Here is a 1,856-nt window from a genome sequence, read left to right on the forward strand (position 1 = left end):
AATCGAGTAGACGGCTCCGCCAGTAACTGACGGAGTGCGCCTCTCACACCACCGTACGTACGGGTCTCGTATACGGCGGTTCGTATTATCAGAACTTCACTTTGTGGTAGTAGTATAGCATTTGCTCATAACCTCTGAGTTGCAAGCGTTTTACAGTTATTGTCGTTTTCAAGATTGGACTTTGAGCTACTGCCCATCCTCCCATTCTTGTTCGACTCCAAGCATAGGCTTGACCTTGCTCGATTCCCAACCTTATGAGGTTCTTGCGTTTTCGCTCCGGCTTCTTCCAGTCAGCCCAAATACAATACCGTAACCGATTTCGTAGCCACTCATCTAACTTTTTGAGTTTGCCCTCTAAGTTTCCTAAACGGAAGTTGTTGAGCCATCCTCTGTAAATAAGTTTGAGTTCTGCTAGACGTTCTGCTAAACGCATTGGTTTGGTTTTCTTGGTTATCTGCCTGAGCTTTCGCTTTAAGCTTTGCCATGACTTTTTATCTACTACAATCTGGTATTGCCCTTTTGCACCTTTCTTATATGTTGGCACAAAACCATGTCCGAGTATTTTGAACGTATTAGGACGTCTTATCCCGCTTTTATTTCGGTTTATAGGTAGTTCTAGCTTGTCTCTTAGAAACATATAGATACCATTACCTATTACACGGGCTTTTGACTTTGATGTTGTATATACACTAAAGTCATCTGCGTAGCGGATAAATTTATACCCCTTGTGTTTTAAATACTTGTCCAACTGGTCTAAAATGATATTAGACAGTAATGGACTTAGCGGACTGCCCTGTGGAATACCCTTACGACGCTTGTGCAACTTCCCTTTTATTAAGAGCGGTGCTCGTAGCCATTTACGGATGAGCCACAGAGTGGTCGGGCACTTTACCTTGTTGTAGATAAGTTGTAGTAACTTGTGGTGGGGTACTTCATCAAAGAACCCCTTTAAGTCTATATCTACTATGTCCTGATAACCATTATTGATATAGTCCTGACTTTTCAATACAGCTTGTTGGGCGTTCTTCTTTGGGCGAAAACCATAACTCTCTTCTTCGAAATCTAATTCAAACCGATTAGCGAGTTGCTGGCTTACTGCTTGTTGTAACCACCTCTCTACTACTGTGGGAACTCCTAGTAGTCTGGTCTTCCCATTCCCTTTTGGGATTTCTACTCCTCTGATAGGGCTTTTCTTATAGCTTCGGTGTATAATAGATGTGCATACCGTAGACCGCTCGGATTGTATAAAATCCTTTAGTTCTGATACTTCCATACCATCTACACCTGATGAACCTTTATTAGCGATAACTTTATTTCTCGCTATGCTCAGGTTTCTTGCTGATAAGATTTGTTCTATCATAATTGTTCTATTCTTGTCTGCTTAGATTTAGGCTATATAGGTGCTATGACCTGTATTCCTAAATGAATTTAGACGTGATAATTCGTTCAGTCCTTCCTTACTTGTGAGACCATCCATAATATCTGTTTATGGCTCGTTTCCTGTAAGTACTATGACTTCGGCTGACTTCTCCATATAGCCAACTCGTGACTTTGGAGACCTCCCTCGGTAAGATAAATACCCTTTAAACTATAACTGCTGAATCTACTATTTTGGTTATCCGAAAATACGGTCTTGGACTTTGCAGTGATGTGCCTACTCATCCAACCTCATAGCCTCTGTATTCAGTTCCTGTTCGTCAGCACAGTTTACGCAGTCTGGCTTACTTCAATGTATGGGTCACCCCAAACCACCTTGCCACTTGCTTTACTTTGGAACGTTACTTCCATGTATTCGGGACTTACACCCTATGGGCGTTCATGTAAAAGAACTATATTTACCATTCAAGGCACACACA

Annotated in this window: 1 protein-coding gene; it reads right to left on the reverse strand. The window is 41.7% G+C overall.

From position 1 onward, the window contains the following. Nucleotides 1-88 precede the first annotated feature (88 nt). Nucleotides 89-1,360: a group II intron reverse transcriptase/maturase gene (gene ltrA, locus BLP81_RS13470; RefSeq protein ID WP_093370544.1), complete on the reverse strand. Its 1,272-nt coding sequence runs from the start codon at nt 1,358-1,360 to the stop codon at nt 89-91. Nucleotides 1,361-1,856: the final 496 nt, after the last annotated feature.

Origin of the sequence: Psychroflexus sediminis, from assembly GCF_900099815.1 — a bacterium.
Classification (GTDB): Bacteria; Bacteroidota; Bacteroidia; order Flavobacteriales; family Flavobacteriaceae; genus Psychroflexus; species Psychroflexus sediminis.

What these genes read in the sequence shown, in the direction of transcription:
- ltrA (WP_093370544.1), bottom strand. Translation starts at nt 1,360, where the DNA reads ATGATAGAACAAATCTTATCAGCAAGAAACCTGAGCATAGCGAGAAAT.